Source organism: Candidatus Poriferisodalis sp., assembly GCF_965221945.1.
In the GTDB taxonomy this organism is placed as follows: domain Bacteria; phylum Actinomycetota; class Acidimicrobiia; order Acidimicrobiales; family Poriferisodalaceae; genus Poriferisodalis.
The window spans coordinates 1,600,878-1,626,888 of record NZ_OZ244925.1; the positions used below are offsets into that span (position 1 = coordinate 1,600,878).

Sequence of the window (26,011 nt, forward strand, 5' to 3'; positions counted from 1 at the left end):
CGGCCCGCGATCTGCTCCTGAGAAGCGACATAGAGGCTGCGCGAATAGGTGTGCCCGCTGCGGAGGCGGCAGGGCGCTCGGTGTGCAATCGTGTCGCCATGCGTGCATTGGAAGTGCAGTCCCTGACCGGCCCAGCCGGCGTCGCCGTCGTCGACACTCCGGAACCGGAGGCCGATCTCGACGGCGCATCGGTGATCGTCGACATCGTCTGCGGCGGCGTGTCGTTCCCTGACCTGCTGCAGAGCCAAGGGCTCTACCAGTACCGGCCCGATCCACCCTTCCGGCCAGGAATCGAGGCGTCAGGCGTCGTGCGTTCGGCACCCGCCGAGTCGGGCTTCGCCGCCGCCGATCGCGTCTGCGTGTGGTCGAATGGCTGCCTGGCCGAAGTCGCGGCCTCCCGGCCCCGTGACCTGTTCGCACTGCCACCGGAGCTGTCATTCGAGCAAGGCGCCGCGCTGGTAATGAACTACCAGACGGCAGTGTTCTGCATGATCGACCGGGCCGGCCTGCGCGAGGGCGAATCGGTGCTGGTGCTGGGTGCCTCTGGCGGCGTGGGTACATCGGGCATCCAGGTTGCCAAGGCGGTCGGTGCAGGACCGGTCATCGGTCTGGTCTCGACTGAAGCGAAGGGCGAGATCGCCACGGCTGCTGGTGCCGACCATGTCGTGCTCATCAGCGACACCTGGAAGGACGAAGTGCGTGAGCTGACTGGCGGACGTGGGGTTGACATGACCTACGACCCCGTGGGCGGCGACCGTTTCCTGGACGGGATCCGCGCCTTGGCACGCTTTGGCCGGCTGGTCGTGGTGGGCTTCGCTGCCGGCGAGATCCCGACGGTCAAGGTGAACCGGCTGCTGTTGCGCAATGTGAGCGTGGTCGGCGCCGCCTGGGGTGAAGCCGTGGCCGCTGATCCGACGATCCCGGCCCGTATCCATGAACGGCTGGGGGACATGATCGCCACGGGCGCCGTGCGGCCGCCGATCGGGCAGGTGCTGCCGTTTGAGGAGGCGGCCGAGGCCTACCGGCTGCTGGACGAACGCGAAGCCGTCGGCAAGGTGCTCGTTCGCATGCGCCCCGACCCTGCCTAGAGGCCGCGCCAATCAGTCCCCGTCGGCTGCGACGTTGCGGGCGAGGAGGGCCATGGTGACGGCCACGTAGGCCGCGTCCTCGCCCACGTTGTGGCCTCCGGGGCCTTCGCTGCGCTCGAGGGCTTGTTCGATGTTCTCGACCGTGACGAGGCCGAAGCCGACCGGGATGCCCGTATCGAGCTGAACTGCCATGACGCCCTGCGCGGCACCTTCGCTGACGAGTTCGTAGTGCGTGGTCTCACCGCGGATGACCGCACCGATAGTGACGATCGCGTCGACTTGGCCGGCCTCAGCGAGCAGCTTCGCCGCCAGCGGGATTTCGAAACACCCAGGCACGGTCACTTGGGTTACCTCGGTTATCCCCAGCTCATCGAGGCCCCGCCCGACGCCGTCCGACAGCCGATCGACGATGTCGGGATTCCAGGTTGCTCGCACGATGCCGACACGGAGTCCGGCACCGGCCCCTGGGGGCGGCCTGCCGGCCCGCTGGTCGCCACTCGCCACACCTGCACGGTACCCCGCAGCTACTAGCGGCGACCGAATGCGGCTCGCCTACGCTGGGTCGATGGCAGGCGCACGCGTGCGGCTCGCAGCCGACATCGGCGGGACCTTCACCGACATCGCGCTGGAGGTCGACGGTGGCGCAGGCGCGCATCCAGCGCTGCACACGGTGAAGGTACTGACCACGCCAGAGTCGCCCGCCGATGCCGTGCTCACCGGTGTCGAGGCCGTCCTGAGCGAGGCGGGTGTCACACCCGCGGAGGTGGGCGTGTTCATCCACGGCACCACGCTCGCCACCAACGCACTCATCGAGCGCCGCGGCGCACGCACGGCGCTGCTGACGACCCAAGGCATTCGCGACTCGGTCGAGATGGCTCACGAGAACCGGTTCGAGCAATACGACCTATACATGCGCCGGCCCGAACCGCTCGTGCCGCGGCACCGGCGTATCGGCATCCCCGAACGACTGGCTGCCGACGGGAGCGTGCTGCTGGCGTTGGACGAGAATGCTGTCCGGGCCGCTGCCGAATCGCTGGCAGCCGATGGCGTCACCAGCGTGGCGGTCGGCTACCTGCATTCGTATCTCGACTCCCGCCACGAGGAACGCACCGCGGAGATCCTGGCGGAGTGCTGGCCAGAGGTGAGCGTCACCCTGTCCAGCGAGGTCTGTCCCGAGATCCGCGAGTACGAACGCTTCTCCACAGCGTGCGCCAACGCCTACATCGCACCGCTCATGCGGCGCTACCTGACCGACCTGGATGAGCGGCTGGCAGCGCTGGGCCTGGGCTGCGAGCTCTGCCTGATGACCTCCGGCGGCGGGCTGGGAACGCTCGCCGAGGCGCTGCGCCTCCCGGTCCGGCTCATCGAGAGCGGACCGGCAGGCGGCGCGATCCTCGCGTCGGAAATAGCCCGGGGCCTCGACTGCGAGCGGGCGCTCAGCTTCGATATGGGCGGCACCACGGCAAAGCTGTGCATCGTCGAGTCCGGCCATCCCCGCACGAACCGCGAATTCGAGATCGGCCGCGAGTACCGGTTCCTGGCGGGCAGCGGATTGCCGTTGCGCCTGCCGGTGATCGAGATGGTCGAGATCGGCGCCGGGGGCGGCTCGATCGCAAGCCTGGACGCACTCGGCCGCATCACCGTCGGCCCAGCCAGTGCCGGATCAGAACCGGGGCCGGCGGCCTACGGACGCGGCGGGACCGAACCCACCGTGACCGACGCTGACGCCGTGCTGGGCAGGCTGCTGGGCGAACGCTTCGCCGGCGGCACGCTCAGGTTCGACCCTGACGCTTCTGCCAAGGCGCTCACTGCTGTGTTGGCTGAACCGGCTGGACTGCAGACGACGTTCGCTGCGATCGGCATCACCGAAGTCGTCGACGAGAACATGTCGAATGCCGGCCGCGTTCACGCTGCCGATCAGGGCTGCGACATCAGCAGCGGCACGCTGATCGCCTTCGGCGGTGCGGCCCCACTGCACGCTGCCCGGGTGGCCGCCAAGCTCGGCATCGACGACATCGTGGTGCCGGCCGGGGCCGGCGTGGGCTCGGCCATCGGCTTCCTGCGGGCACCGGTGGCCCACGAATCGGTCCGCACGCGCCATGCCCGCGTCAGCGAGCTGACTGCGACGAGCCTGGCAGAACTGCTGGGCGACATGGCCGACGAAGCCAACGCGATCGTGCGGGCTGCTGCGCCCGACGCCGAGACCACCACGCACGTGCGCGCCCTCATGCGTTACCGGGGCCAAGGCCACGAGATCACGGTCGAGGTCGACGCCGCCGCGCTGCTGTTCGAGGATGTGGCCAACCCCAGTGACGCCGAACTGCGCAGCCAGCTGCGGACGGCCTTCACCAAGGCCTACCAGCAGCTCTACACCCGCCACATCGGCAACCTCGAAATCGAGGTGCTCAGCTGGCTGCTGGAAGTTCGCACGCCACAAGCCGAGGCCGCATCGCTGCACCCCGAGGTCGCTGCTGAACCGGTCGCTTCGCCAACAACCACGCTCGTCACCGACACCAACACTGGTCGAGCCGTCGCCCATGGCGTCTACGAGCGGGATGTGCTGCGAGAAGGCGACTGGCTGTTCGGTCCTGCACTGATCACCGAGGACCAGACCACCACGGTGGTGCCGGAGGGATTCGTGTCGACGGTCACTTCGGGTGGACATCTGCGGATCACAATCGGTTCAGCATCGAATGGCACTCGCCGGCTGGGCGAAGCTGCGACAGCGTCTGAGGGCACGAGCCGAGCCGCCGGAGCAGCCGCTCTCGACGCCGTGCGGCTGGCAGTGCAGTGGAACCGCCTCATCTCGGTTACCGAGGAACAGGCGCGAGCGCTGGTCCGTGCTGCCTTCAGCACGTCAACTCGCGAAGCAGGCGACCTGTCTGCAGGGATCTTCGACCCGCAGGGCCGGATGCTCGCGCAGTCGGTCACCGGCACACCGGGCCACGTCAACTCCATGGCGTACTCGGTCCTGCACTTCCTGGACCGCTTTCCCGCTTCGGAGATGCGCCCGGGCGACATCTTCCTCACGAACGATCCCTGGAAGGGCACCGGCCACCTCTTCGACATCGTGGTGGTCACGCCGGCGTTCCGCAACGGCGAGCTGGTGGCGCTGTTCGCCTGCACCAGCCACGTCGTGGACATCGGCGGGGCCGGCTTCACCACCGATTCGAAAGAGGTGTACCACGAGGGCCTGTACCTGCCGATCCTGAAGTTCGCCACCGACGGCGTCTTCGATCCCACCGTGGTGGCGATCATCGAGGCCAATGTGCGCGATCCCGTACAGGTCATCGGCGACATCCACTCGCTGGGCGCCTGCAACGAGACCGGTGCGGCCCGTTTGATCTCGATGATGAACGAGTACGGCATGGCCGACCTTGACGAACTGGCCGAACACATCATCTCGTCGTCGCACCGGGCAATGCTCGACGCCATCGGCGAGCTGCCCGGCGGCACTTGGAACTCGACCATGCGGGTCGACGGCATGGAGGAACCCATTGACATCGTCTGCTCCCTGACGGTTGCCGGCGACGGCATCGAGGTGGACTTCGCCGGCACAGGACCCCAGTCGGGCTGGGGCATCAACGTGCCGATGGCCTACACCGACGCCTACACGTCGTTCGGCGTGCGCTGCATCATCGGGTCCGACATCCCGAACAACACAGGGTCACTGGATGCGGTTCAGGTCCGAGCGCCTGAGGGCTGCATCCTCAATGCGCCCCATCCTGCCGCGGTGAACGTGCGTCACGTCATGGGCCAGCTGCTTCCCGACGCCGTGTTCGGCTGCCTGAGCCAGGTTGTGCCCGAACGGGTGCCCGCCGAGGGCACGTCATCGCTGTGGAACCTGCTCGGCACCGGCATGTGGCAGCCCGACACCGGAGTCGGAGCGACGAAACGCTCCCAGACGGCGGTGGGACGCTCCGGCGACGAGTCCGATCGGCGCAAGCTGGAGCGGTACATCCTCATGAGCTTCCATTCCGGCGGCGCCGGGGCTCGCCCGAAAGCGGACGGCTTGTCGGCCACGGCATTCCCCAGCGGAGTGCGCAACATGCCCGTGGAGGTGAACGAGATCGGCTCGCCGCTGGTGTTCTGGCGCAAGGAGTTCCGCACCGATTCCGGCGGGTCGGGCAAGTACCGGGGCGGGCTGGGCCAGGTGATCGAACTCGAGAACCGCCAGGGGCGGGACTTCGCTATCAGCGCCACGTACGAGCGGGTGACCTATCCCGCCCGTGGCCGCCATGGCGGGGGTCCGGGTGCGCTGGGCCGCCTGTCGCTCGACGACGGCACTGCGGTGCGTGCCAAGGGCCGCTCGGTGATTCCCGGCGACCGCCGCCTGATCGTGGAGTTCCCCGGAGGCGGTGGGTTCGGCGACCCAGCGGATCGCAGCCCGGAGGCCATGGCGCGTGATCTGCAACTCGAATTCATTTCGTCACGTCCGGACACAGCGCGATAATCCTCATCGGCAACGGCCAAGAGCGCCGCTGCCGGTGAGCCGACACGAGGACACACGTACATGGACGCTTCAGCTGGGACCGGCACTGCCGCAGTGCGCAACGACGCCGACGAGACGCTCCACCGCAGCACCGGCGAGCTGGCGGCCTCACTGCCGCACATTCGCAATGCACCGGCTGAGGGCGGCGTGATCGAGCTCATCGTCCGCCGTCCGGCCGTAGATGCCCGGGAGGTCCTGAGCGAGGCCCGCATCAGCACGGACGAGGGCATCGAGGGCGACACGTGGAACCAGCGAGGCTCACCAACATCAGCCGATGGCGGGCCGCACCCGGATGCTCAGCTCACCATCATGAGCGCGCGTGCGGCCGCCGTCATCATCGGACCGGTCGAACGCTGGCCGCTCGCCGGCGATCAGATCTATGCGGACTTGGACATCAGTCACGAGACGCTGCCCGCCGGCACCCAACTGAGACTCGGCGATGCCATCGTGGAGGTCACGGCCAAACCACACAGGGGCTGCGCCAAGTTCGCAGCCCGATTCGGCCGCTACGCCCTGCGGTTCGTCAACATCGGCGAAGGCAAAGAACTTCGCCTGCGTGGCGTCAACTGCCGGGTGATCCGGCCCGGCACGGTCCGCGTCGGCGACTCCATCACCCGCCTCTGACCCGACTGCGCCCTTGCATGGCGCTCTCCCTCCCATCGGTTCCGTCCTGGCTCCGAAGTGCCTTCATCGTCCACCGGCCGGATAACGAGGGGATGTTGGTTACACCCCGTCACTACGGTCCTAGTCCATGAGATTCATACACACAGCCGACTGGCAACTCGGGATGACGCGTCACTTCCTCGACGGCGAGGCCCAGCCGAGGTTCAGCCAAGCACGGCTCGACGCTGTGGGGACCATCGGCCAGCTTGCGGTCGACGAAGGGTGCGAGTTCGTCATCGCATCCGGCGACGTCTTCGAGTCGAACCAGATCGACCGCCAGGTGCTCACCCGCGCCCTTGATGCGATGGCCGCCACACCAGAGGTGACCTTCTACCTCCTGCCTGGCAATCACGACCCGCTGAATGCCGCCTCGATCTTCCGCTCGAACACGTTTCGCGAACGGAGACCGCCAAATGTCGTCGTGTTAGAGGATTCTGTGCCAATTCAAGTAGCTGAAGGCGTCGAATTGGTTGCTGCGCCATGGATGTCAAGACGTCCACTTCAAGACTTGGTAGATCAGGCATGCGCAGCTGCGGCGCCGTCTGCAGCGCTTCGCATCATGGTCGGCCACGGCGCCCTCGACAGTCGCTCACCCGATGCGATGGATCCTGCCCTCATTTCGCTGCAGCGATTGGAAGTGCGTATTCAGTCAGGCGACATCCACTACGTCGCGCTCGGCGACCGACACTCCACGACCGACGAGGGCACGACCGGTCGTGTCTGGTATTCAGGTGCCCCCGAGCCGACCGACTACCGCGAGGAAGATACGGGAAATGTCCTCGTCGTTGACCTCGAGCCAGGACAGATCGAGGTAGCGCCGCGCAGCGTTGGTAGGTGGTGTTTTCGGCAGCACCCGTCTCACCTCACGTCGGATGCAGACATCGACTCGTTGGAACAGTGGCTCGACGCCCTCGATGACAAGCAACGGGCTGTCATCAAGCTGTCACTCGTCGGATCGCTCTCACTCTGTCAAAAGCAGCGCCTCGACCGGTTGCTCGATCATTTCGCCGACTTGCTTGCGGCTCTCGAGACGTGGGAACGGAGATCGGATCTCGTGGTCGTCCCCGACGACGCCGAGATTTCCACACTTGGGCTTTCGGGCTTCGCGAGCGACGCACTGGGCGACTTGCGTGAACTGGCCCAGTCGCCCGACCCTGCCGAGGCAGTGCGCGCTCAGAACGCGACAGCGCTGCTACATCGCCTGGTGAATTCCGCATCATGAGGATCCACCGCATCACGCTCACGAACTACAGAGGCGTCGATCATGCCGAAGTGGCCTTCGACGAGTACGGGGTCACCGTGATCGAAGGCGATAACGAGGCTGGCAAGACCAGCCTCGTCGAAGCGCTCGAATTGCTCCTCGACGAGCGCTTCTTGGACCGCTCCGGCCATCGACGCGTCAAGGCGGTCATGCCTGTGCATCGTGACGCCGATCCTGAAGTCGAGGCCGAAGTCTCGACCGGGCCGTATCGGTTCGTCTTCGCTAAGCGGTGGGGGCGCAGTCGTATGACCACACTCGACGTCTCAGCGCCACAACGCGAACAGCTCACCGGCGATGAGGCTCACGAACGCGTGCAGTCGATCCTCTCAGAGACACTCGACACCGACTTGCTGCGGGCGCTCCAAGTCCGTCAAGGAGCCGAATTGGCGTTGCCCTCTTTCGCCGACACCGATCTCGGCGCTGCGCTCGACACCGCGGCAGGAGCCGTCGGCGAGAACGACAGTCACGACGGGATCTGGCAGGCGATCACTGCTGAACGTGACATGTACTGGACGTCGACGGGCAAGCGCAAGACCATCCTTACCGACTCGCAAAGAAGCGTGGCCGACGCTGAGGCCGATGTGGCGTCGTTGACCCAGCAGCTCGCTGAGGTTGAAGCAGACGCCGAGCGGGCAGCGCGACTGGCCTCGGACGCGGAACGCCTGCAGGAGCTAGTGGTCCAAGCCGAAGAGGCCCGAGACGAATGCCAGCAGCAAGTAAACGCAGCCGAGGATGTCGAGGACGAGCTCAGCCGGTGTGAATCTGAGTTGGAGCGACTGGAGACCGAGGCCGCGCGCGCACAGGCCGACCATCAAGCACGGACAGACCTCGTCGACGAGGAGGAGCGATATCGGCAAGAAGCAGCCGAGCTAAGGGCGCAGGCCGAACAAGCCGCACCGGCATTGGCCGCAGCCCGACGACATCACGATGAGGCTGAGGCTGCTCACCGAACAGCATGGAAACGCTTCGAGCAGACACAGCAGGCAAGTGCGCTGGCAGACCGTGACAGCGAACACCTGCGACAGATCATCGAAGCCAGACACCTCAGAGCGCGTCACGAGCGTGTCGTAGTAGCGCAAGAACAACTCGACGCTGCTAATGCCATCATCGAATCTATACATCTCGACAGCGAAGACGTCGCACAGATTGAAGCCGCCCAACAGGTCGTCATTCAGGCACAGGCTGCTGCGGACGCTGGTTCGGCAACGGTCGCGACGACCGGCATGAGTGAGGTCGAAGTCATCGTCGACGGTGTTGCCCTGCATATGAGAGAAGGCGACGAGCAGGTCACCGATGTCGTCGACTCTGCCGAGATTGTCGTCCCAGATTCGCTGAAGATCACGGTGACCGCTGGGAACGAGTCGCGCCAGCTCGGCAGCAAGCTTGTCGAGGCCGAAGCAGCGTTGCGCGTGCGCTGTGACGAGACCGGTGTGGCCGATCTCGCCGAAGCCCGCGACGCGCTGGCTCGCCGTCATACCGCCTCGCGCGAGCACGGCCAAGCACGTGACGACATCGAACGCGACCTCGACGACCTGACCGTCGATGATCTGGCCAGCAAGGCCGAACGGCTCTCGGCGCGAGTCGCCGCCTATCCGAACGAGCGCACTGCTGATGTTCCTCTACCGCCCGACCACGACACTGCTCTTCGAGCTGCGCTCGACCTGCGTGACGAACTGAAACGCAGGAAAGCAACCTTCGAATCCGCCGTGATACTTCTCGACAGCGCGCAGACGGCATTGCATGGGGAAGAGGTCGATCACGCCGCTTTGGCAGCGACCATCGTCGCTGCCGACAACGCCGACGCAAGCGCATCGCAGAAGCTGGAGACAGCCAGGGCACAGCTTCCCGACGCAGTGTTCGGCCAGCGTGTCGCTGCGGCACGAGAAACGGAGCGGGCGGCTCGATCTGACCGAGACGCAGCTCGGACGAAACTCGAAGAACTCGACATCGACTCGCTGCGCAGCCGCCTGTCAAACGCGGAACAAGCGTTGAAACGAGCGCGGACCGCGCTGTCGCAGAACCACGAAGACATGCGGACCCTGCAGATCAGTCTCGATCTCCGAGGCGAGAAGGGCCTCGGGGCTCAACTCGACGCCGCGTGCAGCAAGCGGGATCGTTGCATCGCACAGGACCGCAGCCTCCGCGACAGGGCAGAGGCCGCGAAGCTGCTTCACCAGGTTTTTGAGCGTCGGCGCACCGAAGCACGCCAGCAATACATCGCGCCGTTCAAACAACGCATCGAGCAGTATGGGCGCATTGTCTACGACACCTCATTCGCGGTCGACGTCAACGACGCGCTGGCAGTCTCGCGACGCACGCTTGGCGGCATCACACTCGACGTGAACCAGCTCAGCACCGGCGCACAAGAGCAGCTGGGAATCATCGCGCGGCTGGCCTGTGCGTCAATCGTCAGCCCCGACGGCAGCGGCGCGCCGGTGATTCTCGACGACGCTCTCGGCTGGAGCGATCCGTCTCGCTTGGAGCGCATGGGCGCCGCCATCGCCGACGCCGGCCGTGACTGCCAAGTGGTCATCCTCACCTGCACCCCGGGCCGCTACGCGCATGTCGGGAATGCCAGAGTGGTGCGGATGCCTTCCGCAGCGAGCAGCGAATACTGATCCTCGGCACGGACTGGCCAGAACCTGCGACGGCGCGTTCTCGGGGCCGTTAGTCGAGCATTTCGGGAATGCACGTTGGCGCGAGTGGTGGGTTGCGTGTCGCGTTCGCGATGCACAGCCTGCAGCCACGTTACTCTATTAGTCTAGTCATTAGACTAAGTTCACTGTGAACTTGTCAACAAAAATGGCTTGCAAAGGCTGAAATAAAATGAAATCTTCATCAATCGTGAATGTGCACGAGGCGAAGACACACCTGTCGAAGTTGCTCAGCCGAGTTGAGGCGGGTGAGGAGATCGTGATTGCGCGGGCGGGCAAGCCGTGTGCCCGTCTTGTGCCGTACGAGGAGAGGCGACCGAGTCGCCGCATAGGACTGTTCCGCGGCATCGAGGTGCCGCCAGAGTTCTTCGATCCTCTCCCCGACGACGAACTCGCTGCATGGGAGGGAGGATGAACGAGCTTCTGCTGGACACCCATGCCCTGTTGTGGTGTCTGGGAGACGACCCGGCGCTCTCTGCCACTGCTCGGGCCGCAGTCTTGGACCCCGAGGCGAGGATTCTCGTGAGCGCTGCGAGTGCTTGGGAGATAGCAACCAAACATCGCCTGGGCCGACTGGATGAGCTTGAAATCTTCGCGTCGCGACTCGATCAGCTGGTCCTGGCAGCTGACTACAACCGTCTGCCGATCACGTTCGCACATGCTCAGCGCGCCGGAAGTTACGCAGCGGCGCACAAGGATCCGTTCGACCGGATGCTGGCAGCGCAAGCCGAGATCGAGTCCTTGACGCTCGTCACGAGGGACCGAGCATTTGAGGAGTTTCCCGTTACCACTCTGTGGTGATGCGGAGGGCCGCATTCCGGTGACGCGTCGTAGCGCCGGGTTCAGGTCAGGGGGGCGGTCGCAGGAACTTGTGAGGGGCGGCTGAAGACCTCGTCAAGCAAGGGCCGGAACTCCTCGATCGGCAGGTTGGGGTAGTTCGGGTCGAAGCAGTTCTGGTCGTAGTTCTCGCAGAAGTCCAGACAGGCCTCGTAGTGCGGCGAGCCCCGGTACTGCTCGCGAGCATCACGGTTGCCGCCGAAATGGTGGAAGTAGTGGTAGCCCTGAAACAGGCCGTGGTGGGCCACCACCCAGTGGGTTCGCTCGTCGACGTAGGGCTGTAGGACTGCCGCCGCCGCCGCACTGTGGTTTTCCGGCGCGAATGAATCACCGATGTCGTGCAACAGGGCCGCCACCGCCAAGTCAGTCGACTCGCCATTGCGCAACACCCTCGTCGCCGATTGGAGACTGTGGTCGTAGCGGTCGATCTGATACCCCAGTGTGGGGCCGCGCAGGCACTGCAGGATGTTCAGCAGGTTGTCGACCAGCCCTGAGCGGGTGTGTGCATAGTGCCACGGCATCAACTGCTCGTAGTCCTCGGCCGTGCCATCTTCCATGGCGGTCCAGGACACGATGCGGCCACTCTCGTCAGCGACGCTGTGATCAGACATTGCGCCCCCGCTGCCAAGCGATTCGGCCCCGTGGCCGTCATGTTCGCGCACCCGCGCCCGGCCATCGGCCACCGTGCCTGAATCGAAAGGCGGCTGCTTCAGCCCTTCACAGGCGTTCGCCAGCCAAAGGGATCCGGCGATGCGCCGATCTGTATGTCGACCAATACCTGACGCAGCCGCATCGTGTTGCGTCCCGGCTTCCGGTCACCCACAGTGAGCGTCTTGCCCTCATACAGAATGGTCCCCACCGGGGCCAGGATCGCCGCGGTACCAGACAGGAATGCTTCACCGCGTTCGGCCCATTCGACCAATTCGTCGGGGTCGATGAATCGCTCCTCGATCTCGTAGCCCAGCGAATCTGCGAGCTCAATCACCGACGCCCGCGTCACGCCGTGCAGAAACGACTCGTCGAGGTGCCGCGTCACGACTCGCTCGTCATCGGCCAGGAAGAAGTTGGAGGCTCCGGTTTCGGTGATGTCGCCTCCGGTGGCGAACAGCATCTGGTCGATGGCCTCGTTGCCTGCCATGGCGTCAAGTGTGGGAGCGAGCGCCATGGCGTAGTTGCCGCCGCACTTCACCATGCCGAACTGCGGCACGGTGCGCGGCGTCGACGTTTCCACCAACAGCGTCAGCGGTCGCATACCGCCAGTGAAGTAGTCGCCCACCGGGCAGTTGACGACATAGAGCAGCGCGCTGCGCGTCGGGCGGGCAGCAGCGCCGATGTCAGGTTCGGTACCGATGAGCGTCGGTCGGATGTAGAGCGAGCCGGGCGGGTCCGGCACCTCGCCGGCATTGGCCTCGACGGCGTCGATGATCATCTGGCGCAGGGTCGCGCCGTCGGTCTCGGGCAGGCGCAGCCGAGCTGCGCTGGACACCATGCGGTTCACATGGCGGTCCAGCTGGAAGACCGCCAGCGACCCGTCCACTTGCCGATGTGCCTTCAGACCTTCGAAGATGGCGCTCCCGTAGTGGAGCACGTGCGCCGCGGGGCTGATCGTGAAGTCGCCGAACGGTTCTGCGGCACCGCCATATACGTACGGCCCGTCGTCGGCTCGCGCCGTCGTCATCCAGTCACAGAAGATGGTCCCGAACGGGACCGTGAACGGGTCGGGCTTGGTGGTCACCAGAACTCCATTCGATATGGCTCGGGCGGGACAGGCGCTCAGGACATTCGAAGCGTATCGCCAGGCCGAGATCGCACAGGGGCGAATTCTGCGAGGCGGACGCCTGTGGCTCGAAACTGCCGGACCGTCGTTGCGTACGCTGCGGCCCATGACACAGCAGGACCAGAGTCAAACTGCCGAGGGCCAGATCACCGAGTCGGTCCGACTCGAGCGCCGCGACGACGTGGCGTTGCTCATCGTCAACAACCCACCGGTCAATGCGCTGAGCTACCACGTGCGCCAAGGCCTCATCGACGGCATGGCCGCTGCCGAGGCCAGCGACGCCTCGGCCATCGTGCTCATCTGCGACGGGCGGACCTTCATCGCCGGCGCGGACATCACCGAGTTCTCCCAGCCGCCCAAGCCGCCCGCTCTCGTACCCGGCCAGGAGGCCATGGAGAATTGCAGCAAGCCCGTCGTGGCTGCGATTCATGGCACCGCGCTCGGCGGCGGGCTCGAAGTGGCGCTGTGCGCTCACTTTCGGGTGGCGATCAGCTCGGCCCAGTTCGGCCTGCCCGAGGTGAAGCTGGGCTTGCTGCCTGGGGGCGGCGGCACGCAACGCCTGCCTCGCATCACCGGCCCGCAACGGGCGCTCGAGATGATGGTCAGTGGCGACCCCATCGGCGCTTCCGAGGCGCTTGAGTGCGGCCTGATCAACGAGATCGTGGGCGACTCGCTGGCCGATCTCGAAGCCGGTGCCGTGGCGTTCGCTCGGCGTGCCGCCGCAGAGAACACACCCCGGCCACGCATCCGTGACCGCAACGAACGCCTTGAAGGCTTCGGCACCGAGCAGTTCGCCGCGTTCCGGGCCTCGATCGCCCGCAGGACACGCGGCTTCGAAGCGCCCGAGCGGATCATCCGCTGCGTCGAAGCAGCGGTCTCCACGGCTGCCAGTAGCGACTTCGACGCCTGTCTGGCGGCGGAGGCACGCATTTTCGGCGAGTTGATGGGCAGCTTGCAGGCCAGCGCCCAGCAGTACTACTTCTTCGCCGAGCGGGCGGCGCAAAAGGTGCCCGACGTGCCGCGTGACACACCCCTGGTCGACATCGCCCATGTCGGCATTCTCGGAGCGGGGACGATGGGCGGCGGCATCGCCATGAACTTCGCCAACATCGGCATCCCGGTCACCCTCGTCGAACGCGACGAGGCGAGCCTGGAACGCGGCCTCGCCGTGGTCCGACGCAACTACGAGAGGACGGCGGCCCGCGGCGGCATCTCCTCCGACGACGTGCAGACCCGGATGGAACTGCTGCAGGGCTCCACCGACATGGGCGACTTCGCCGACTGCGACCTGATGATCGAGGCCGTCTTCGAGAACATGGCGCTCAAGAAGGACGTGTTCGCGCAGCTCGACGAGATCTGCAAGCCGGGTGCAGTGCTCGCCACCAACACCTCGGCGCTCAACGTCAACGAGATCGCCTCGGCCACGTCGCGGCCCGAAGACGTCGTCGGCATGCACTTCTTCTCTCCCGCCAACGTCATGCGAATGCTCGAAGTCGTGCGAGGCGATGCCACGTCGCGCACGGCGATCGCCACTGCCATGTCGATCGGCAAGCGCATTGGCAAGACGCCGGTGCTGTGCGGTGTGTGCCACGGCTTCATCGGCAACCGGATGCTGTTCATGCGCGGCGTCGAGGCCGACCAGATGCTGCTCGAAGGCGCAACGCCCGCCCAGGTCGACAAGGTCGTCTACGACTTCGGTTTCCCGATGGGTCCGTTCGCCATGCGCGACCTGGCCGGTCTCGACGTGGGCTGGAACCCCGACACCTCGTCGAGCTCGACTGTGCGCGAGGTCCTGTGCGAATCGGGCCGGCGGGGCCAGAAGAACGGCCGGGGCTATTACATCTACGACCCCGACACCCGGGCATCGACCCCCGACCCAGAGGTCACCCAGATGATCCGCGACTTCGCCTCCGAACGGGGAGTGACGCTGCGTGAGGTGACCGACGCCGAGATCGGGGAGCGGTGTCTGTATCCGATGGTCAACGAGGGCGCCAAGATTCTCGACGAGGGCATTGCCTTGCGGGGCAGCGACGTCGACGTCACCTGGATCAACGGCTACGGCTGGCCGATGTACACCGGCGGCCCCATGTATTGGGCCGACGAGATCGGCCTCGGCGAGGTGCTGGATCGCATCCGCCACTACGACCAGACGCTCGGCGGCGACCACTGGACGCCGAGCCCGCTGTTGGAGCGGCTGGCGGCCGAGGGCGGCTCGCTGGCCCGCTACGAGAGCTGAGCCAAGTCAGCCCGAGACATGACGGCGCGCTGTCACGGTCCCAACAGGCTGATGGGCACCACGCTCACTCCGTCGGACCGGTCATGGGCCACTGTGCCGAACGCCGTGAGAATGACCAATCGCACGGGATCGCCCCGCTGGGATGTGTCGATTCGCTGAACGACGGTGCGCAGCCGGTGCGCCGAATCATCGATCATGGCTGGGTTGGCGCCCAGCTTCACCTCCACTGCCATCCAGCGCCCGTCGCGGGCCTCGATGACGGCATCGATCTCGCCGCCGTCGCCGTCTCGGTGATGGAACACGCTCATATCGATCGCATCGCCATACACACGCAGATCGCGCACAGCCAGCGACTCGAACATCGATCCCAGCGCTCGCGGGTCACCAGCCAGACGTTCCGGTCCCACGCCCAGCGCAGCGACGGCGAGGGACGGGTCGACCATGTGGCGCTTGGGCGATTGCCGGGCAGGTGAAGCCGAGCGCATGTGCGGCGACCACGCTGCGAGATCTTCGAGAACGAAGAGGCGCGTCAGTGCGTCGAGGTAGCGGCTGACAGTCTGATGGTTGAGCTTAGCGCCGTCGGCACCGGTCTCTCGGCCCAGCAGAGCTTGGGATGCCACATTGGCGACATTGCGTGCCAGCGCTCTCAGCAGACGGCCCACCTTCTCGGGGTTGTGAGCTGATCCGGTCTCGACGTTCAGGTCGACTCTGGCGGTCTCGTCGAGATACGCCACCAGTAGCCGCTGGCATGCAGCGGTGCTCAGATGCGGATGCCGCGGCCAGCCGCCCCGGCAGATCAACTCGGCCAGTCGAACAGCGCTCGGGCGCTCACCGAGAGCGCTGCATGACTGCCCGTCCATCAACGCCGAGAGCGACACTTCCCCGGTCGAGTCGCCGGTCTCCAGCAGCGACATAGGGCGCAACTGGACTCGCATGAGCCGGCCGGCGCCTGAGTGCCTGGTGACGGCATCAGCACGCGCATAGGACCCCGTGAACAAGAACTTGCCCGTGCCGTGGTCCACGTCTGAGAGGCCGCGCGCGGTGTCCCACACATGTGGCGCCCGCTGCCACTCGTCCACCAACAACGGCCGAGGACCCGACGACAACGACTCGTGGGGCAACGTCTGTGCGGCCCACAGGGCGTCGGGGTCCTCCGCCAGCATCATCTTCGTTCGGGCCCGACTGAGCGCCAGCCAAGTCTTCCCGCATCCCTTGGCCCCTTCGACGAGCACCATCGGCACCGCTTCCAGCGCGTCATCGAGCAGCCCCTCTGCGATACGGGGCCGATACCCGGCCGGCTGCAGCGGGTGATCAGCACCAGCGGGCGACGCGCGGGCCTTCATGTCGGTCACACTACAGGAATGTACTATGTATGGCAATACAAACGTAGTATTTATGGGGTGCAAAACATAGTGTTTGAGGTCTCTGCGATATAGCGACTCTGGCCGAAGGCGACTCGCTGGGCCACGACACCGGCTGAAGAGTTCGCTGCGCAGTGCCAAGATACGTCGATGCTGACAATTGAGCCGATCCATCCCGACTTCGGCGCCAAGGTCACCGGCATCGACCTGAGCGCGGACCTCGACGACGAGGCGACCGCCGCGCTGCGCGAAGCCATCGACACGCACTCGCTCTTGCATTTCCCAGAACAAGAGATGACCGACGAGGCGCAATTCGCGCTCACCCGGTGCCTCGGCGAGCCCGAGCCGAACCATGTCCACTTCGGCAAGACCGGCGAAGTCATCTATTTCGGCACGATCGGCAACGTCATCGACTCCGACACGAAGCGGGACGAGTCAGATCCGCTGACCCGGAACCAGAAGGGCAACAACCTCTGGCACTCGGACTCGTCGTTCCGGCTCGTGCCGTCGTATGTGTCGATCCTGCATGCCTATGAAGTGCCCGGCGAGGGCGGCGAGACCGAGTACGCCAGCCAGCGGGCGGCGTACGCCCGTCTGGACCCGTCACTCCAAGCCGAGATCGACGAACTCCAGGTGCTGCACGACTACGTCTTCAGCCGCACTCAGGTTGCACCGGTCGACCCCAATCACGCCGCATCGCTGCCGCCGATCCCCCAGCGGCTCGTGCGGACCAACCCGAGCAACGGCGCCAAGAACTACTACGTCGGGTCTCACGCCCGATCCATCGTCGGATGGTCGGGAATCGACAGCCGCCGACTGATCGACGAACTGAACGCGGGTGCAACCCGACCCGAAGGCGTGTACTCGCATCGCTGGAGCTCGGGCGACACGGTCATCTACGACAACCGCTGCATGCTGCACCGAGGTGCCGGCTACGACGCCGACCGTTGGCGCCGCTACATGCGTCAGACCCGAGTGCAGGGCCAGGGACCGACCCTTGACGAGTAGCGGGCCGCGGCTCGAAACCGGCTGCGCTCAGCTGCCGCTGGCGGCGGCGATGTTCGCCTCGGGGACGCCAGCTGCGCGAGCACCCCCGCAGATGCTCTCCCATGTCTCAGCGGGCAGCGTGATGCCGTTGGCCTTGCGGTGCTGACGTCGTTCGTGCTCGACATCGCCTGGCAGCTTCACCGGCTGGTCAGGGTTGATCGCCGCGGCCCCGTAAAACCAGTCGAGATAGTCCGCCGCGATGCCGTTGTAGCCGTCGTCGGTCTCGCCGACTGCAGCATCGATCTGAGCCGGGTCGACGTACACCGAGAGCATCCCGTTGGCAAACCGGACCCGGCGGGGTCCGGCGGTGCCCGTGCCGGTGAGCGCTCCCGCCAGCAGCTCGCACATGACCGAGATGCCCGAGCCCTTGTGCTCCCCCATCGCCCGCAGCGCGCCGGGACCGTCCATCGAGTTGGGCCGCTGGCCGTCCGCAAAGCTGTAGAGCACCCGTGGGTCACCGGTGATCTCGCCTTCGGCAGACACCAACGCGTTCTCCGGCACCGCAGGACCGCCGTGCAGCGCGACCATGGCCTTGCCCTCAGCCACGACCGAGGTGGCGAAGTCGTGGATGACTGGTCGCCTGCCAGCCACCGGGGCGCCGTAGGCGCATGGGTTGGTGCCCATCCGCCGCTCCTTGGCGCCGAAAGGCGCAACCAGGCGGCTGTTGGCCACGTTCACGAAGTGCACCGACACGAGGCCCTCGGCTGCGGCCATCTCGGCGTATTCGCCGATGCGTCCGAGATGCCCGGCGTTGCGCAGCCCCACGATGGCCGTGCCCAACTCCTTGCAACGCTCGATGCCGAGCGCCACAGCTGCCGGGCCGACGGTCTGGCCCATGCCGTACTGGCCGTCCACGAGCATCAGCGAACCCGAGTCGATCAGCACCTTGATCTCCTGGTCGGCTAGCTGAACGCCGTTGGCCAGGAGCTCGACGTAGAGCGCTGAGCGGATGACCCCGTGGCTGTCGTGGCCGGCAAGGTTGGCACCCACGAGGCTGCGGCCGATGCGCTCGGCTTCGGCGTCCGAGCACGCGGTATGCCGGAAGATCTCAGCGATGAAGCCAGCCAAGCGTTCATGGTCGATCACGACGGGCTGATCGGCGGCAACATCGGCGGTCGCAGCGTCATTGGTTGTGCGGGTCTCGCTCATCGCGGCAGCGTAGGTCGCCAGCAACTCAGAGGCGCCGACTGGTGGTCACGACCTCAATCCTGTACCTGCAGCTCCATCGCGATGTCGCGCCGCGCATGGAGCAGCCGCCACGCACGCACGTGGTCCTGTTGATCGACGTAGAAAATCAAGTAGGCGAATCGGTCAAGCGGCCAATGCCGTACCTCAGGCAATCCGAGTTCGTACGACCACCTGAGCGACCCCGCCTGTGGATTGTCGCCGATGTAGTCGAGCGCATCCTCGACGGCCGTCAGGAATTCATCGGCGACAGCGTCCCCGCCATGGGTCAGGTAGTAGTCGGCGGCGCTCTCGATGTCGCTGAGGCAGCGTCGCCCAACGTCAACCGGTTTGGGCACTACTCCACGTGCCCACGCGATTCGGTTGCCGATTGCGCTTGTTCATCTCCCCCATCAGCCACTTCACCGATGCCGAGTCGCTGTCGCATATCGGCGAAGAACGGCTTGTCGGCCCGGGCTGCAATCGGCGATCGGGCACCCTCGAGCAGCATCTCCCGAAGGTTCTCGCGGGCCTGATCGTGGCGGATGAGCTCTCGCAGGTACTCGCTATTCGAGCCGTAACTGCCACAACTCGTCCGCTCATCGACGTACTGCTTCAGCTCGGCAGGCAGGGACACGTTCATCGTCGCCACGAACGCAGCGTAGCATCGCGATGACAGAGTTTGCCATCGGCGTGTGCCGTCCGAAGCGGCATCTGTGCACAGAGTCGAGATCGGTGGGACCGGCGGGGACCACCACGGCTCCGCTAGCGCACATAGGCTCGCCCGGCGTGAGTCAGTCAGATGCCGCGCCGACGCCCGAGCACTCGCAGCACTACGACGTGGTGGTCGTGGGGGCGGGCAACGCGGCAATGTGCGCGGCGCTTGCGGCACACGAGGGAGGCGCCAGGGTGCTGGTGCTCGAACGGGCGCCCGAGGCCGAAGCTGGCGGCAACAGCCGCTTCACGGCCGGCGCAATCCGCTTCGCCTACGACGGCGTCGACGACCTGCGCGCACTGATGCCCGATCTCACCGATGCCGAAGTCGAGATGACCGATTTCGGCACCTACACCGAAGAAGAGTTCTATGCAGACCTGGGTCGCATCACCGACTACCGGTGCGATCCCGATCTGGCCGACACGCTGGTCACCCGCAGCAAGGAAACCGTGGCGTGGATGGCAAGCCATGGCGTGAGGTTCGCGCCGATCTGGGGACGTCAGGCCTTCAAGGTGGACGGGCGCTTCAAGTTCTGGGGTGGCCTCACGGTCGAGTCGGTGGGCGGCGGCGAGGGACTCGTCGAGTCGCTCCGTGCGGCGCTGGATCGCAACGGCATCGACCTGTGGCACGAGGCTGCGGGACGATCACTGGTGCTCGACGAGGGCGGCGCCGTGCGCGGCGTGCGAATCCGGCGACAGGGCCGCATGCTCAAGGTCGCTTGCAATGCCGCTGTGCTCGCCGCAGGCGGGTTCCAGGCCAACGCCGAGTGGCGCACCCGCTATCTCGGACCCGGCTGGGATCTCGCCAAGGTGCGCGGCACCCGCTTCAACACCGGCGACGGCATCGCGATGGCTCTCGACGCGAGAGCCATGCCGTACGGCAACTGGAGCGGCGCCCACGCAGTGGCGTGGGATTACAACGCCCCCGAATTCGGAGACCTGGCCGTCGGTGACGGATTCCAGAAGCACAGCTACCCGTTCGGGATCGTTCTGAACCAGCACGGCAAGCGCTTCGTGGACGAGGGCGCCGACTTCCGCAACTACACCTACGCCCGCTACGGCCGGGAAATCCTGGCCCAGCCCGGGCATTCGGCGTGGCAGGTCTTCGACGCCAGCACCGATCACCTGCTGCGCGACGAGTACCGCATCCGGCAGGTCACCAGGGTCACCGCCGGCAGCATCGCAGAGCTCTGCGAGCGCATGGAAGACGTCGACACCGAGGCGGCCATAGCCACCATCGCTGAGTTCAACGCAGCCGTCGACCGCAGCGTCCCGTTCGACCCCAACGTGCTCGACGGCCGTCGCACCACGGGCCTCGGCCCCGACAAGACCAACTGGGCGATGCCGCTGGAGACAGCGCCGTTCGTGGCTTTCCGAGTGACCTGCGGGCTGACGTTCACCTTCGGCGGCCTGCGTATCGACGGCACCGGCTGCGTGCTGGACACCGACCTGCACCCCATTAGCGGCCTCTATGCCGCTGGCGAGCTGGTCGGCGGCCTCTTCTACGGCAACTATCCCGGCGGCTCGGGGCTGTCGGCCGGTGCTGTGTTCGGTCGCTTGGCAGGAAGCTCCGCCGCTTCGCACGCGGCCGGCTGAGCTGCTCGCACCGAACGGGCGCTGAGCTGATCTCGCCCTCCGGGCGAGGGGTCAGAGGCGGGCGGTAGCGTCGCATCGCTATGTCGATGTCCACCTCACCGCAGAACTCAACATCGAAGATCGTCTACACCCACACAGACGAGGCGCCGGCGCTGGCCACGTATTCGCTGCTGCCGATCATCAAGGTTTTCACCGATGCCGCCGGTGTCGACGTCGAGACGCGCGACATCTCGCTCGCCGGCCGGATCATTGCCGTCTTCGGGGACGTCCTTGAGCCTCACCAACGAATCAGTGATGCGCTTGCCGAACTCGGTGGGTGGACCCAGCATCTCGACGCCAACATCATCAAGCTGCCGAACATCTCCGCCTCGGTCCCCCAGCTCAAGACCGCAATCGCCGAGCTGCAATCGGCGGGCTACGCGGTGCCCGACTTTCCCGATGACCCCGCGGACGCCTCGGAGCGCGAGATCCGAAAGCGCTATGACCGCATCAAGGGCTCGGCGGTGAACCCGGTGCTGCGAGAGGGCAACTCGGACCGCCGCGCACCCCGGGCCGTCAAGGAATACGCCCGGCAGTACCCGCACTCGATGGGCGACTGGTCACCCAGCAGTCGGACTCACGTCTCAACGATGTCGAGCGGCGACTTCCGCTCCAACGAGCAGTCGGTGACGGTCTCCGGTGCCGGCTCGCTGAGCATCGAGCACGTCGACGGCGATGGCAACGTGCGGCTGATGCGCAAGGTTTCCGTGGACGCGGACGAGGTTGCCGACTCCACGTTCATGTCCGTCACCGCTCTGCGCGAATTCCTGGATGCCCAGATCGCCGAAGCCGGCTCCGCGGGGGTGCTGTTCTCGCTGCACCTCAAGGCCACGATGATGAAGGTCTCGGACCCCATTGTCTTCGGCCACGCCGTGCGCGCGTTCTTCGCGCCGGTGTTCGAGCGGCACGGCGACACGCTGGCCGCGGCGGGTGCAGATCCCAACGACGGCTGGGCCAACGTGCTGGCCGCTGTGGAATCGCTGCCTGCGGCACAGCGCGAGGCAATCGGGGCCGACATCGCCGCTGTGTTCGACGAGCGCCCCGGCCTGGCGATGGTCGACTCAGACCGCGGCATCACCAACCTGCACGTGCCCAGCGACGTGATTGTCGACGCCTCCATGCCGGCGATGATCCGGGCCTCCGGGCAGATGTGGAACGCGCAGGGCAACCAGCAGGACACCAAGGCAGTCATTCCCGACTCGAGCTATGCAGGCGTGTACCAAGCAGTCATCGACGACTGCCGCACCCACGGCGCGTACGACCCCACGACGATGGGCTCGGTGCCAAATGTCGGCCTCATGGCCCAGAAGGCTGAGGAATACGGCAGCCACGACAAGACCTACGAGGTGGACGCCCCCGGCACCATGCGCGTCGTGTCCGAATCCGGCGAGGTGCTGATGAGCCACGCTGTGTCGCAAGGTGACATCTGGCGCATGTGCACCACCAAGGACGCGGCGATTGCCAACTGGGTGGACCTGGCCATCGAGCGGGGGCAGCTCAGCGGGGCTGCCGTGCTGTTCTGGCTGGACGCCGAACGACCGCACGACGCGCAGCTCCTCGCCAAGATCAATGCCCGCATGGCGCAGCGGCAGGCAGCCGATGCGTCAATCGGCGAGCTCGACATCCGCATGCTGGCACCGGCCGATGCCTGCCGCTTCTCGCTGGAGCGCATCCGTCGCGGCACCGACACCATCTCGGTCACCGGCAACGTCCTGCGCGACTACAACACCGACCTGTTCCCGATCCTGGAATTAGGCACCTCGGCCAAGATGCTGTCGGTCGTTCCGCTCATGGCCGGCGGCGGCCTGTTTGAAACCGGCGCCGGGGGCTCGGCACCCAAGCACGTGCAGCAGATGGTTGCCGAGAACCACTTGCGCTGGGACAGCCTGGGCGAATTCCTGGCATTGGCGGTGTCGCTCGAGCACCTCGCCCGTGTCGCCGAGAACCCCGCCGCGCAGCTGCTTGCCGACACGCTCGATGCGGCAATCGGCACCTGGCTCGCTGAGGGCCGGGCGCCCAGCCGCCGGGTGAACGAGCCCGACAACCGCGCCAGCCACTTCCACCTGGCCAAGCACTGGGCAGACGAGATGGCCCGCCAAGGCACCGACGCTGCGCTGGCCGAGCAGTTCGCCCCCCTCGCTGCGGCTCTCGCTGCCAACGAGGGCTCGATCATCGCCGAGCTCGTCGACTGCCAGGGCACCCCGGTCGACGTCGGCGGCTATTACCTGCCAGATCCCGCGTCGGCCGAGGCCGCCATGCGGCCCAGCGCGACCTTCAACGAGATTCTCGACAGCTTCCGCTCCGGCTCATCAGGCTGACGCGCACGGGCGCCGTAGCGCTCAGGTATCGAGTTCGGCCAGACCGCCAGGTCCGAGCCGGCCCGACTCCCGGTGGGCGGCGAGCTTCGCACGGCTGTCGGCAATGTCCAGGTTCGCCATCGTGAGCTGCCCGATGCGGTCCGCAGGTCCGAACGCAGCGTCTTCGACGCGCTCCATCGACAGCCGGTCTGGTTCATAGGTCAGCGCGGGCCCGGTGGTGTCGAGCACCGAGTAGTCGTCGCCGCGGCGCAGCCGCAGCGTGACCTCGCCGGTCACACCCGAGCCCACCCAGCGCAGCAGCGAATCGCGCAGCATGAGCGCCTGGGGGTCGAACCAGCGCCCCTCATAGAGCAGCCGTCCCAGTCGACGCCCCATCGTTCGGTAGTTCTCCAGCGTGGCTTCGTTGTGAATCGCGGACAGCAGGCGCTCATAGGCAATGTGCAGCAGCGCCATGCCCGGGGCTTCGTAGATGCCCCGCGACTTGGCTTCGATCACACGGTTCTCGATCTGATCGCTCATGCCGAGGCCGTGACGCCCGCCTACGGCGTTGGCTTCGAGTATCAGGGCAACGTGGTCGCTGCCTTCGGCACCCCCCGCAGCGAAGGTCCGCCCGCCGATCGCCACCGGCCAGCCGGCCTCGAACCGGACGGTCACGTCTTCAGGCTCGATGTCGGTCGCGGGGTCCCAGTGGGCCACGCCCATGATCGGCGAGACGATCTCCATCGAGGTGGCCAGGTCCTCCAGGCGCTTCGCCTCGTGGGTGGCACCCCAGATGTTCGCATCGGTGGAGTACGCCTTCTCGGTGGGGTCCCGGTACGGCAGGCCACACGACACCAGGAACTCGCTCATGCCGGCACGGCCACCGAGCTGATCCACGAACGCCGAGTCCAGCCACGGCTTGTAGATGCGCAGACCGGCATTCACGAGCAGGCCGTAGCGGTAGAAACGCTCGATGTCATTGCCCTTGTACGTCGAGCCGTCGCCCCAGATATCCACGCCGTCTTCGGCCATGGCAGCCACCAGCATCGTGCCGGTCACCGCACGCCCCAGCGGCGTCGTGTTGAAATACGTGCGGCCCGCCGTCGAGATATGAAACGCGCCGCATTGCAGCGCCATCAGACCCTCTCGCACGAGCTCGGCCCTGCAGTCCACCAAGCGCGCCGCATGAGCGCCGTAGTCGAGCGCCCGCTGCGGCACGCCCGACAGGTCTGGTTCGTCGTATTGGCCAAGGTCGGCCGTGTAGGCGCACACGAGCGCTCCGCGCTCGGCCATCCACGCCACCGCCGCAGAGGTGTCGAGCCCCCCAGAGAAGGCGATGCCCACCCGTTCGCCGGTCGGCAGCTCTGCCAGCACACGCGCACCGCTGGCGGCTGGCGCGCCCGCAGGCGGCGAGGCGTCGTCGCCTGAGCCAGTCGAGGCAGGTCTGTTCGACATGGGCCCTAACGGTACGGCTTTGGTCCCCCGATTCGCCCTGCAATAAACCTCCATGGGAAGGCCGGGTTCGCTGCGCCGCGATTGCGCTGCGCGTACGCTCCGCCACGAAGGGGTGACTCATGAACGACGGCACGGCGACCGGCACCACTGGCGGCACAGCAACGGGCCAGTCGATGGCTGAGCTGCTGAGCGAGATGGTGCGCATCCCTAGCGTTAACCCGATGCATCACGGTCCGCGCTCGGGCACCGTCGCAGAAGCCGACATGGCCAACTGGGTGGCAGCACGAGCCGAGGCCCTCGGCGCAGAGGTCGAGCTGGACGAGATCGAGCCGGGACGGCCCAACGTGTACGCCCGCTTCGCCGGCCGCACCGAGCGCATGCTCGCCGTCGACGTGCACCTCGACACCGTCGGCGTCGAGCACTCCGAAGGCGACCCGTTCGACGGCCGCGTCACCGAGGGACGCGTCTGGGGCCGAGGCGCCGTCGACACCAAGGCAACCATGGCCGTCGTGCTCGCCGTGCTGGGCGAGATGGCTGCCGCCGGAGTGCAGCCGATGTGCACTGTCGAGCTGGTCGGCACCATCTCCGAAGAAGGGGGCGGCCTGGCCGGCGCATCCGCCTACCGGGACCGACTGCTCGAACGCGGTGAACGCCGCGAGCAGATCGTCGTCGCCGAGCCGACAATGTGCGCACCGGTGTACGGCCACAAGGGGGGCCTCGGCCTCGAAGTCGAGGTGGAGGGCCGTGCGGCGCACTCGTCCAAGCCCCACCTCGGCATCAACGCACTCTCGGCTGGCGCACGCATCGTGGCCGCGATCGATGTTGAACAGGAACGGCTGGCGAACCAGCGCGAGGTCGGCGCACTGGGTGCCGGCACCGCGTCGGTCAACGAGATGAGCGGGGGGCGGGCACGCAACATCGTGCCCGACCACTGCGAGCTGTACGTCGGGCGGCGGATCGCCGACAGGGAGGACTATGAGGAGGAATCCACCCGTCTCACGGAGCTGATACGTGCCGCAGCGCTGCCGGCCCGTGTCAAGGTGCACTTGGCGAACGGGTTCGGCAGCAACGCGTTCTTCCAGGCCCCTGGGAGCGACCTGGTGACGGCGCTCGCCGAGATGTCGGGACATGGACCGGCTGTCGCGGACTTCGGCACGAATGCACTGCGATACGGCGAGGTGGCCGATCAGATCGTGGTGTTCGGTCCAGGCTCCATCGACCAGGCTCACCAGGCCATCGAGTGGGTCGAGATCGCCGAGCTCGAACGCGCTGCCGCCGTCTACCGCCAGCTGCTGAAGCGCTAGAGCGTCAGCACCTGCAGGTCTGGCCG

20 protein-coding genes are annotated in these 26,011 nt (G+C 66.3%); 12 read left to right on the forward strand and 8 right to left on the reverse strand.

What is annotated here, in order from left to right; all coding sequences use genetic code 11:
- Positions 1–98 precede the first annotated feature (98 nt).
- Positions 99–1,088, forward strand: coding sequence for an NADPH:quinone oxidoreductase family protein (locus tag ACOQPH_RS07495; protein ID WP_420624010.1), 990 nt, complete (start codon positions 99–101; stop codon positions 1,086–1,088).
- Between the two features lie 12 nt (positions 1,089–1,100).
- Here the strand turns inward: ACOQPH_RS07495 and ribH are convergent, their stop codons facing one another.
- Positions 1,101–1,592 carry a 6,7-dimethyl-8-ribityllumazine synthase gene (gene ribH, locus ACOQPH_RS07500; RefSeq protein WP_420624011.1) on the reverse strand — a complete coding sequence of 164 codons (492 nt, stop codon included), beginning with the start codon at positions 1,590–1,592 and terminating at the stop codon, positions 1,101–1,103.
- A gap of 61 nt (positions 1,593–1,653) precedes the next feature.
- Here ribH and ACOQPH_RS07505 point away from each other — a divergent pair, with 61 nt between their 5' ends.
- The 6 genes from ACOQPH_RS07505 to ACOQPH_RS07530 all read left to right on the forward strand — a co-directional run bounded on the left by ACOQPH_RS07505 (position 1,654) and on the right by ACOQPH_RS07530 (position 10,959).
- Positions 1,654–5,541, forward strand: coding sequence for a hydantoinase B/oxoprolinase family protein (locus ACOQPH_RS07505; RefSeq protein WP_420624012.1), 3,888 nt, complete (start codon positions 1,654–1,656; stop codon positions 5,539–5,541).
- A 60-nt stretch (positions 5,542–5,601) separates the two neighbouring features.
- Entirely contained in the window at positions 5,602–6,204 is a 603-nt protein-coding gene (locus ACOQPH_RS07510; protein WP_420624013.1) for an MOSC domain-containing protein, read from the forward strand.
- Between the two features lie 127 nt (positions 6,205–6,331).
- Positions 6,332–7,465 carry a metallophosphoesterase family protein gene (locus ACOQPH_RS07515; protein WP_420624014.1) on the forward strand — a complete coding sequence of 378 codons (1,134 nt, stop codon included), beginning with the start codon at positions 6,332–6,334 and terminating at the stop codon, positions 7,463–7,465.
- Positions 7,462–10,122, forward strand: coding sequence for an AAA family ATPase (locus tag ACOQPH_RS07520; protein WP_420624015.1), 2,661 nt, complete (start codon positions 7,462–7,464; stop codon positions 10,120–10,122). Before ACOQPH_RS07515 ends, ACOQPH_RS07520 begins: the two co-directional genes overlap by 4 nt.
- A gap of 208 nt (positions 10,123–10,330) precedes the next feature.
- Complete coding sequence (locus tag ACOQPH_RS07525) at positions 10,331–10,573, forward strand: type II toxin-antitoxin system Phd/YefM family antitoxin (RefSeq protein ID WP_420624016.1); 243 nt, start codon at positions 10,331–10,333, stop codon at positions 10,571–10,573.
- Positions 10,570–10,959, forward strand: a complete 390-nt coding sequence (locus ACOQPH_RS07530; protein ID WP_420624017.1) for a type II toxin-antitoxin system VapC family toxin — start codon at positions 10,570–10,572, stop codon at positions 10,957–10,959. The genes ACOQPH_RS07525 and ACOQPH_RS07530 overlap by 4 nt, the downstream gene beginning before the upstream one ends.
- A gap of 41 nt (positions 10,960–11,000) precedes the next feature.
- On the opposite strand, the gene ACOQPH_RS07535 is transcribed toward ACOQPH_RS07530, so the two are convergent.
- A complete protein-coding gene (locus ACOQPH_RS07535) occupies positions 11,001–11,606 on the reverse strand; it encodes an HD domain-containing protein (protein ID WP_420624018.1) in 606 nt (201 codons plus the stop codon).
- A gap of 98 nt (positions 11,607–11,704) precedes the next feature.
- Positions 11,705–12,730 carry a branched-chain-amino-acid transaminase gene (gene ilvE, locus ACOQPH_RS07540; protein ID WP_420624019.1) on the reverse strand — a complete coding sequence of 342 codons (1,026 nt, stop codon included), beginning with the start codon at positions 12,728–12,730 and terminating at the stop codon, positions 11,705–11,707.
- Between the two features lie 148 nt (positions 12,731–12,878).
- Here ilvE and ACOQPH_RS07545 point away from each other — a divergent pair, with 148 nt between their 5' ends.
- On the forward strand, positions 12,879–15,008 hold the full coding sequence (locus tag ACOQPH_RS07545) for a 3-hydroxyacyl-CoA dehydrogenase NAD-binding domain-containing protein (RefSeq protein WP_420624020.1): 2,130 nt from the start codon (positions 12,879–12,881) through the stop codon (positions 15,006–15,008).
- 32 nt (positions 15,009–15,040) lie between these two features.
- On the opposite strand, the gene ACOQPH_RS07550 is transcribed toward ACOQPH_RS07545, so the two are convergent.
- Complete coding sequence (locus ACOQPH_RS07550; protein ID WP_420624021.1) at positions 15,041–16,351, reverse strand: ATP-binding protein; 1,311 nt, start codon at positions 16,349–16,351, stop codon at positions 15,041–15,043.
- Positions 16,352–16,519: 168 nt separating this feature from the next.
- On the opposite strand from ACOQPH_RS07550, the gene ACOQPH_RS07555 reads away from it, so the two are divergent.
- Entirely contained in the window at positions 16,520–17,377 is an 858-nt protein-coding gene (locus tag ACOQPH_RS07555; RefSeq protein WP_420624022.1) for a TauD/TfdA dioxygenase family protein, read from the forward strand.
- A gap of 27 nt (positions 17,378–17,404) precedes the next feature.
- On the opposite strand, the gene ACOQPH_RS07560 is transcribed toward ACOQPH_RS07555, so the two are convergent.
- Genes ACOQPH_RS07560 through ACOQPH_RS07570 form a run of 3 tightly spaced genes read right to left on the reverse strand, consistent with a single transcriptional unit; the run spans position 17,405 to position 19,223 of the window.
- Positions 17,405–18,565, reverse strand: a complete 1,161-nt coding sequence (locus tag ACOQPH_RS07560) for an Ldh family oxidoreductase (protein WP_420624023.1) — start codon at positions 18,563–18,565, stop codon at positions 17,405–17,407.
- 53 nt (positions 18,566–18,618) lie between these two features.
- Positions 18,619–18,939 carry a type II toxin-antitoxin system RelE/ParE family toxin gene (locus ACOQPH_RS07565; protein WP_420624024.1) on the reverse strand — a complete coding sequence of 107 codons (321 nt, stop codon included), beginning with the start codon at positions 18,937–18,939 and terminating at the stop codon, positions 18,619–18,621.
- Positions 18,939–19,223: a type II toxin-antitoxin system ParD family antitoxin gene (locus tag ACOQPH_RS07570; RefSeq protein WP_420624322.1), complete on the reverse strand. Its 285-nt coding sequence runs from the start codon at positions 19,221–19,223 to the stop codon at positions 18,939–18,941. The genes ACOQPH_RS07565 and ACOQPH_RS07570 overlap by 1 nt, the downstream gene beginning before the upstream one ends.
- Positions 19,224–19,450: 227 nt before the next feature.
- Here ACOQPH_RS07570 and tcuA point away from each other — a divergent pair, with 227 nt between their 5' ends.
- Both tcuA and ACOQPH_RS07580 read left to right on the forward strand, forming a co-directional pair.
- Positions 19,451–20,890, forward strand: a complete 1,440-nt coding sequence (tcuA, locus tag ACOQPH_RS07575) for an FAD-dependent tricarballylate dehydrogenase TcuA (protein WP_420624323.1) — start codon at positions 19,451–19,453, stop codon at positions 20,888–20,890.
- An 80-nt stretch (positions 20,891–20,970) separates the two neighbouring features.
- On the forward strand, positions 20,971–23,247 hold the full coding sequence (locus ACOQPH_RS07580; protein WP_420624025.1) for an NADP-dependent isocitrate dehydrogenase: 2,277 nt from the start codon (positions 20,971–20,973) through the stop codon (positions 23,245–23,247).
- A 21-nt stretch (positions 23,248–23,268) separates the two neighbouring features.
- On the opposite strand, the gene argG is transcribed toward ACOQPH_RS07580, so the two are convergent.
- Positions 23,269–24,681, reverse strand: a complete 1,413-nt coding sequence (argG, locus tag ACOQPH_RS07585; protein WP_420624026.1) for an argininosuccinate synthase — start codon at positions 24,679–24,681, stop codon at positions 23,269–23,271.
- Between the two features lie 119 nt (positions 24,682–24,800).
- On the opposite strand from argG, the gene ACOQPH_RS07590 reads away from it, so the two are divergent.
- A complete protein-coding gene (locus ACOQPH_RS07590) occupies positions 24,801–25,985 on the forward strand; it encodes a M20 family metallopeptidase (RefSeq protein ID WP_420624027.1) in 1,185 nt (394 codons plus the stop codon).
- Positions 25,986–26,011: the final 26 nt, after the last annotated feature.